The following is a 6,666-nucleotide window of genomic DNA, read 5'->3' as shown; positions in this document are numbered from 1 at the left end:
TCCGCATTAAGCTCTCATAACGGTTGCGGCTATTGATGCGGTTTTGGACAGTTCCATAACTTGGAGGTTTCAGACGAGATTGATAGCATCTACGGCAAATCTCTTCATGTGTTTGCCGCATTGTTGGACGCTCGGGTGTTTCGTGGTACTTCTCGATTACTGATTGTATTATCGTTTCAATCTTAGAATCTATTTGTTTCTTGCGAACTCCGCCGGGTGATGTTTTGCCGGCTAATGTAGAACTTTGTGGACGGTTTTCGTATTCTGAAATCCAACGCCTCAAGGTGCGTTCGTCTCTCCCGAGTTCAGATGCCCGCTTTGCAACAGCTATTGATATGCCTTTTTTACCTTTGAGCTTTAGGAGAGGTTTTATGGCGTCATATTTCTTTAGAGCTTTTTCCTTTTGCTTCGGGGTTAACTGATCCCACTCCCTATGTCTGCTGCAGGTCGCATCCGTATAAGGATCTAGTTCACCTGGGGAGACGTCGCGTTCAGCACCATGAGTTATATGTGCAACACGTACCTTATTTAGTTCTGACACGGAAATAATTTGATATGGCTCGCCATTGATGGAGACCCGCTCGTTGGGCTGGAGGCGAACTCTGTTCATCATTCCGTCACCTCATTTAGCCATACATGAGGGGTGCGCATATTTGATGTGATTCTATATGATTATCTGATAGATTAAGAAGCAACGGTTCTCCGTAATGGAAATCAATACTGATGGAGTTACCTCCGGTCAGCGAATAATACAAAAAGGTTCTGCTACAAGCAGCTTCGGCAGTCCAAAGACAATAAAAGGAAAGAACAATGAAAACTCTAACAATGCTTTCAATAGCCCTTGTGATGGCTTTTGCTTATAGCACCCCTGTCGTTTTTATGACCACTTCCGCCCATGCCACTCACGTTGGTGACGGGTTCAGACGTGAGTTTGACAGCTGGGGAAACAGCATCGAAAACTGGTGGGAGTCCACTGGCTTACTGATTGAAGATCTCGATTTGATCGAGGAGTTGGAATAAGTCAATCAGTTTACATTAGCCATAGAAAGGCGGGCCATATTATGTGGTCCGCCTTTATCTTTACAATCCCTATGGCCACCTTCGGGAGTTGCCGGTGTGGAGCCGAAAGTCAGGGGTATCTGTACTAACGATAATGCCTGTATTAACATGTGAGGGGGATCTAATATGATGATCTCATTGAAGAACGTAACTCAAGGAATATGACATGAGGATAAAAGCGAGTATCTTTTTTGGGTGTCTGATTTTATTTTCTATTTTGCATTCCCCCCTTCAGGCGCAAGATAATGTGTTGCTGGACATATCATTTTGGAAGATGGCCACGGTGGCGGATGTAGAATCCGCTCTCGGCCAGGGTGCTGATGTCAACGGCCGCAAAGTGGGTGGGTTAACACCCCTGCACGGGGCCGCAGGAGCTAGCAAAACACCGGCGGTGATAGAACTGTTACTGGACCATGGGGCTGATATAGAGGCCCGCGATGGGGTTCACGGGATAACGCCCCTGCATGTTGCGGCGCGCTTTAACAAAACACCGGCGGTGGTTGAGGTCTTACTGAACCGTGGAGCCGAAGGAACGGCACAGGACAAAAAGGGGAAGACCCCTTTTGATTATTCCCAGTTCAACAAGGCTCTCAAAAATACCGAAGCTTACCGGCGTCTGAAAGAGGCCCAACCTTGATAAGGTGCGCTTTCTGATATAGTAGTTCCCGTTAAGGGATGTAACCCAAGGAATTTGACATGAAAACAAATGTAAGTATCGCTTTGGTGTGTCTGTTTTTGTTTGTTGTCTTGATATATTTCCCTCTGGGGCAAGATCAGAAAAAATATAACGCGTTGTTGGATAAATCTTTTTGGGAGGTGGCCACTGTGGAGAAGGTAGAGTACGCTCACCGCCGGTACGATAATGTCAACGTTCGCAATGAAATTGACCTCACACCCCTGCATTTTGTGGCACGTTATAGCAATGCGCCGGCAGTGGCGGATTTGTTGCTGGACCATGGGGCCAATGGTGAGGCGCGGGACAAATCGGGAAACACACCTTTTAATTATGCCAGAGAAAACGAATCCCTTATCGGCACTAACGCCTACCGGCGGCTGGTCTATGCACAATACAATAACGTGTTGCCGGATGATAATAATGTATTGTTGAATAGAAATTTTTGGGAAGTAGCCACTGTGGCGGATGTAGAGTCCGCTCTTGGGGGTGAATCAGAGGTCAACGTTCGCAATGAAGATGGCTTCACACCCCTGCATTTTGTGGCACGTTATAACAATGCGCCGGCGGTGGTGGATTTGTTGTTGGACCGTGGGGCCGATATAGGTGCCCGCAATAAGTATGGACTGACACCCCTGCATACGGCGGTACTCAATAGTGAAAAACCGTTAGGGGTGAAATATTGGCTGGACCGTGGGGCTGATATAGGTGCCCGCACCGAAGAATGGTGGACGCCCCTGCATGCGGCAACATTTCTTGGCCGGCAGAGACTGGTTGAGTTGTTGCTGGACCATGGGGCTGATGGCACGGCGCGGGACAAATCGGGAGACACAGCTTTGGATTATGCCCATGAAAACGACTCCCTTTCTGGCACCAGAGCCTATTGGCGTCTTTACGATGCCAATTTTGAGATATGGTGAGCCATCATGTCACTGTCGTCCCATCCTCAAAGGCAGGTTTAAGGGTATCCCTAATAGGAAAATCAAAAAAATAGCCGACCTTACGGGTTACTCCCTTTTGACGACAACAAATCAACCGACAAGTAGCATGAAATGAAACTCAAAAATATGATCCTGGCTACCGGTTTTTGGCTAATCGCCAATCAGGCCTTTGCTGCGGATGAATTAACATTACAACTGAAATGGGTTACTCAGGCGCAGTTTGCAGGATATTACGTTGCCCTGAAAAACGGTTACTATGATGACGAAGGTCTGGACGTCACGATTAAACCCGGCGGCCCCGACATTGCTCCGACGCAGGTTTTGGCAGGTGGTGGGGCCGATGTTGCTGTAGAGTGGATGCCGGCAGCACTGGCTGCACGGGAAAAGGGTGTACCTATGGTGAATATAGCCCAACCCTTTAAGTCGTCGGGTATGATGCTAACGTGCAGAAAGGATTCAGGCGTAACCTCCACGCGTGATCTCAGGGGAAAAACGCTCGGGGTGTGGTTCTCCGGCAATGAGTACCCGTTTCTGGCATGGATGAGCAAGTTGGGAATTCAGACAGATGCCTCGGGGGATGGTGTTGAAGTGTTAAAACAGGGTTTTAATATAGATCCTATTCTCAATGGTCAGGCGTCTTGTATCTCCACAATGTCTTATAATGAATATTGGCAAGTCATTGACGCAGGGTTATCGCCTGATGAACTGACAAGTTTCAAATATGAAGATCAGGGCGTGTCAACTCTTGAGGATGGCTTGTATGTTCTCGAAGACAGGCTCGGTGACCGGTCATTCAAAGATAAAATGATACGGTTCGTCCGTGCTTCAATGAAGGGGTGGAAATGGACCGAAGACAATCCGTATGATTCTGCACTGATCATTCTGGATTACGATGAAACCGGAACCCAAACCGAAAAGCATCAGGTTCGCATGATGGGTGAGATCGCCAAACTCACAGCAGGTTCTAACGGCGCTCTGGACCCGGCGGATTACCGGCGAACCGTCGATGCGCTTCTAGCCGGCGGCTCTGATCCTGTGATAACCGGAAGACCCCGTGGAGCCTGGACTCATGAAATAACGGATGCCGCACTAAAATAAGTTCGGATTGCCATACCGCTGAAAAAACTCCAATCAGATATATCCACCCTGTTCATTTTCTTAAATCCAGTTCGTATATGTATTCAAAATCTTTATACCCGTCAGGCCAATGATTTTATCATTATCAAACAGGCCAAAAGTTGCACCGGAATCGTCTCTCAGTCGGCTTCTCCAGATTGCGGTATCGTATTGTGCTTCCTCATCATAGTTGGATAAGAAAACACCCGGAGATTGCTTTAAAGCGCGTAGCCTGATCGACTGGACGAATTCCCAATCTCCCTCAAATAGTTGTTTAATTTTCATCGAACTCATAATCTTTATCCTCCTTTTTTCAAGAGGATTATTTGTGGCAAAATATTGCCTGCTGCAGGGGGTTTGAACCCAAAGGGGTTCAATGCATCGCTACCGGCTTAACTGTATCCGGATGGCCGCCAGCTTACCGCAATATTGGCCACTTTATTTTTTTGCGGTTTTCTATACGCCCATGAGGTTGGGTGCGTCGAACGTTCTCTTATGCCGCCAGAGCTTTCTGCAGTGCCGGACGTTCGCTGATACGTTTTGTGTAGGCCTTAAGGTTTTTCATATCGTCCGATACACAGCCCATGCGGTCACTCATCAGAATAGAGTGCCCCAGCATAATGTCTACCGCTGAAAAATCACCTATCAGATATTCCCGTCCCTCAATGGCTTCATCAACGGGAGCCAGTGCTTTGCTCAACAGACGCTGAGCCTGACCGCGTACGGTTTCGTCCTGACGTTCCGGTGGCAGCAAAAGCGTGTGAACCACGATGGTATTGATCGGTGGCATCACCATGCCTTCGCAATAATGAAACCATTGCAGATATTCCGGAAAGCGGGGGTCATCAACGGCAGGTTTAAGATCTCCGTTTTTGTGACGCTCAAGGATGTATTCGGTGATAGCCCCCGACTCGTAGATGGAGGTATCGCCGTCATCCAGAACCGGTATACGTCCAAGAGGATGCCGCGCTCTATGTTCGTCAGATTTAAGGTCTTTGGGATGAAAGTCCATCCGGTTAAGTTTGTAAGGCAATTCCAGTTCTTCAAGAAGCCAGAGAATACGGACCGCACGGGAATTAGGTGCAAAATGTAATGTGAGCATGACGCCTCCTGTAATAATGACAGAGGCCATCGTTGGCCTCTTGCCGGATTTTGCGCTATCGGGCAGGATATTTAAACCCCCTTTATACGATATGGGGGTTAAGGCGGGTAACCTGGAACAGGCAGGGGTGTTATGACGCAAGTTCAGGACAATAAAAGCGTATCAGGAGGGATTAGAGCACAGGCGGGTCTTCATCATCAATATCTGCTGGGGTTGCAGTTGATGGTGGCTACACGGGAGGCGGCGGAAGTTACCGGTGAATGGATGTTTCATCTGTTTCGGCAGCAACATGAAGAGAAATTTTTATCCGGTTTCAAAAAACTTGATCTGGAAGGGCTTCCGGATGCGGTAGCGTGTGCACAATATCATGTGCTCTCAAACGGGATGGGGGGTGTTACGGTGGAATATATGGAGGAGTCCGATAGAAAGGCATGGGTGAGGTTTCGCTATCCGCGTTGGATGTATGACGGGGCTGTTATTTGCGGTGCGCCGCCTGAGACGAGTCGGGGATTTTTAAGAGGGTGGTATGCGCAAAATGGTCCGTCTTTGGGTAATCCGAGGCTTGGGTTTGTGTGTGTATCGGAAGATATGACCGGTCAGTTTGGACTGTGTGGTTATTTCAGGGAGTATGACCATGTGCTTGATGGAAGTGAACGGTTGCAATTTAAACCTGATGAACGTCCACCGCCTTATGATGAGGCCAAACAGCCCAGGCCACCGGAGGCCGGGTGGCCGCCCGAACGATTGTCCAAAGCCAACCGCAACTATGCCATGGATTATATTCGTAATGGCCTGTCTGCACTTATTACGGTTTTGGGTCCGGAGCGTACCCGCGAACTGGCAAGTCTTGCCGCGCGGCTTACGGGCTTGCAATATTATGCCTTTATGGCGGAGGCCGTAGGGGGAGTTGATGGCGGTGCGGATGATGCGGCCCGGTTTTTGATTGCCATGTTTGCGGGTATGGGAGATGAGGCTGAACTGGCATCCGGCGCCGATGCCGGTAGTGCCGTTATTCACCATAGTGGTCTTCGTATTGTGCGTGGTCTTGAGGGAGAGGTGTGCGATATTCTGCTGGCGTGTTGGATAGAACTTTGGCGCGGAGCCGTAGCCTCGCACCGGACGTTCATGGAGGTCGACGTTGAACAGATAAAAAATCAGTTAATCTGGAGAATTAATGCTCTTCCGGAAAAGTAGGGCGTCATGAGGATGGTCGTCTGTCTTGACTCAAAAGAGGGGAGTTGTCACAATAGTTTTATAAGAAGATTTAGTAATGATTAAAACGAAGCGAAGGCAAAACTTTGGTTAGCGTTACAATCAACGGTGATTCCCACGTGCTTGATGTTGATGATGCAACACCAATCCTCTGGGTTGTGCGCGAGCAGCTAGGCCTGACGGGTACCAAGTTCGGATGCGGCATTGCGCAATGCGGAGCGTGTACGGTGCATCTTAACGGGCAGCCTGTCCGGTCATGTTCCGTTCCCATCGGGGCGGCTGATGGGGGGGCTATCACCACCATTGAGGGAATTGCCACCAGAGATGCCGGAGGGCAGGAAAAACTATCCAAAATCCAGCAAGCATGGATAGACGAACAAGTGCCTCAGTGTGGCTATTGTCAATCAGGGCAGATCATGTCGGCGGTGGCGCTGTTGCGGGAAAACCCTAACCCTACAGATGACGATATTGATGATGCCATGTCCGGCAATATATGCCGTTGCGGGACGTATAGCCGCATCCGTAAGGCCATCAAAAAAGCCGCCGGTGGGGGGAGCGCCTGA

The 6,666-nt window shown here is 49.0% G+C and carries 9 protein-coding genes; 6 read left to right on the top strand and 3 right to left on the bottom strand.

Features of this window, described 5'->3' with window-relative positions; genetic code table 11:
- Window positions 1-613 (bottom strand): hypothetical protein (locus V6Z81_03880; protein ID MEG9861628.1); only part of this gene is annotated, 613 nt, incomplete at its 3' end.
- A gap of 197 nt (window positions 614-810) precedes the next feature.
- On the opposite strand from V6Z81_03880, the gene V6Z81_03875 reads away from it, so the two are divergent.
- The 4 genes from V6Z81_03875 (at window position 811) to V6Z81_03860 (ending at window position 3,771) form a co-directional block, all read left to right on the top strand.
- Complete coding sequence (locus V6Z81_03875; protein MEG9861627.1) at window positions 811-1,020, top strand: hypothetical protein; 210 nt, start codon at window positions 811-813, stop codon at window positions 1,018-1,020.
- Between the two features lie 205 nt (window positions 1,021-1,225).
- Complete coding sequence (locus V6Z81_03870; protein MEG9861626.1) at window positions 1,226-1,696, top strand: ankyrin repeat domain-containing protein; 471 nt, start codon at window positions 1,226-1,228, stop codon at window positions 1,694-1,696.
- A 59-nt stretch (window positions 1,697-1,755) separates the two neighbouring features.
- The gene (locus tag V6Z81_03865; GenBank protein MEG9861625.1) at window positions 1,756-2,652 is read left to right on the top strand and encodes an ankyrin repeat domain-containing protein; all 897 of its coding nucleotides are present in this window, start codon (window positions 1,756-1,758) and stop codon (window positions 2,650-2,652) included.
- Between the two features lie 132 nt (window positions 2,653-2,784).
- A complete protein-coding gene (locus V6Z81_03860) occupies window positions 2,785-3,771 on the top strand; it encodes an ABC transporter substrate-binding protein (protein ID MEG9861624.1) in 987 nt (328 codons plus the stop codon).
- Window positions 3,772-3,831: 60 nt separating this feature from the next.
- Here V6Z81_03860 and V6Z81_03855 read toward each other — a convergent pair whose 3' ends face one another.
- Both V6Z81_03855 and V6Z81_03850 read right to left on the bottom strand, forming a co-directional pair.
- A complete protein-coding gene (locus V6Z81_03855; GenBank protein MEG9861623.1) occupies window positions 3,832-4,083 on the bottom strand; it encodes a hypothetical protein in 252 nt (83 codons plus the stop codon).
- A 199-nt stretch (window positions 4,084-4,282) separates the two neighbouring features.
- Entirely contained in the window at window positions 4,283-4,891 is a 609-nt protein-coding gene (locus V6Z81_03850; protein MEG9861622.1) for a glutathione S-transferase family protein, read from the bottom strand.
- A gap of 132 nt (window positions 4,892-5,023) precedes the next feature.
- On the opposite strand from V6Z81_03850, the gene V6Z81_03845 reads away from it, so the two are divergent.
- Together V6Z81_03845 and V6Z81_03840 are read left to right on the top strand one after the other, a co-directional pair.
- Window positions 5,024-6,085 carry a hypothetical protein gene (locus V6Z81_03845; protein MEG9861621.1) on the top strand — a complete coding sequence of 354 codons (1,062 nt, stop codon included), beginning with the start codon at window positions 5,024-5,026 and terminating at the stop codon, window positions 6,083-6,085.
- 104 nt (window positions 6,086-6,189) lie between these two features.
- On the top strand, window positions 6,190-6,666 hold the full coding sequence (locus V6Z81_03840) for a (2Fe-2S)-binding protein (GenBank protein MEG9861620.1): 477 nt from the start codon (window positions 6,190-6,192) through the stop codon (window positions 6,664-6,666).

It is taken from the genome of Parvularculales bacterium (genome assembly GCA_036881865.1).
Taxonomy (GTDB): Bacteria; Pseudomonadota; Alphaproteobacteria; order JAPOUT01; family JBAJNM01; genus JBAJNM01.
This window is presented reverse-complemented; position numbering and strand designations above follow the sequence as displayed.

Coding starts and splice junctions, on each gene's coding strand:
- V6Z81_03865 (MEG9861625.1), top strand. CDS start 1,756: ATGAAAACAAATGTAAGTATCGCTTTGGTGTGTCTGTTTTTGTTTGTT.
- V6Z81_03850 (MEG9861622.1), bottom strand. CDS start 4,891: ATGCTCACATTACATTTTGCACCTAATTCCCGTGCGGTCCGTATTCTC.
- V6Z81_03845 (MEG9861621.1), top strand. CDS start 5,024: ATGACGCAAGTTCAGGACAATAAAAGCGTATCAGGAGGGATTAGAGCA.
- V6Z81_03860 (MEG9861624.1), top strand. CDS start 2,785: ATGAAACTCAAAAATATGATCCTGGCTACCGGTTTTTGGCTAATCGCC.
- V6Z81_03870 (MEG9861626.1), top strand. CDS start 1,226: ATGAGGATAAAAGCGAGTATCTTTTTTGGGTGTCTGATTTTATTTTCT.
- V6Z81_03875 (MEG9861627.1), top strand. CDS start 811: ATGAAAACTCTAACAATGCTTTCAATAGCCCTTGTGATGGCTTTTGCT.
- V6Z81_03855 (MEG9861623.1), bottom strand. CDS start 4,083: ATGAGTTCGATGAAAATTAAACAACTATTTGAGGGAGATTGGGAATTC.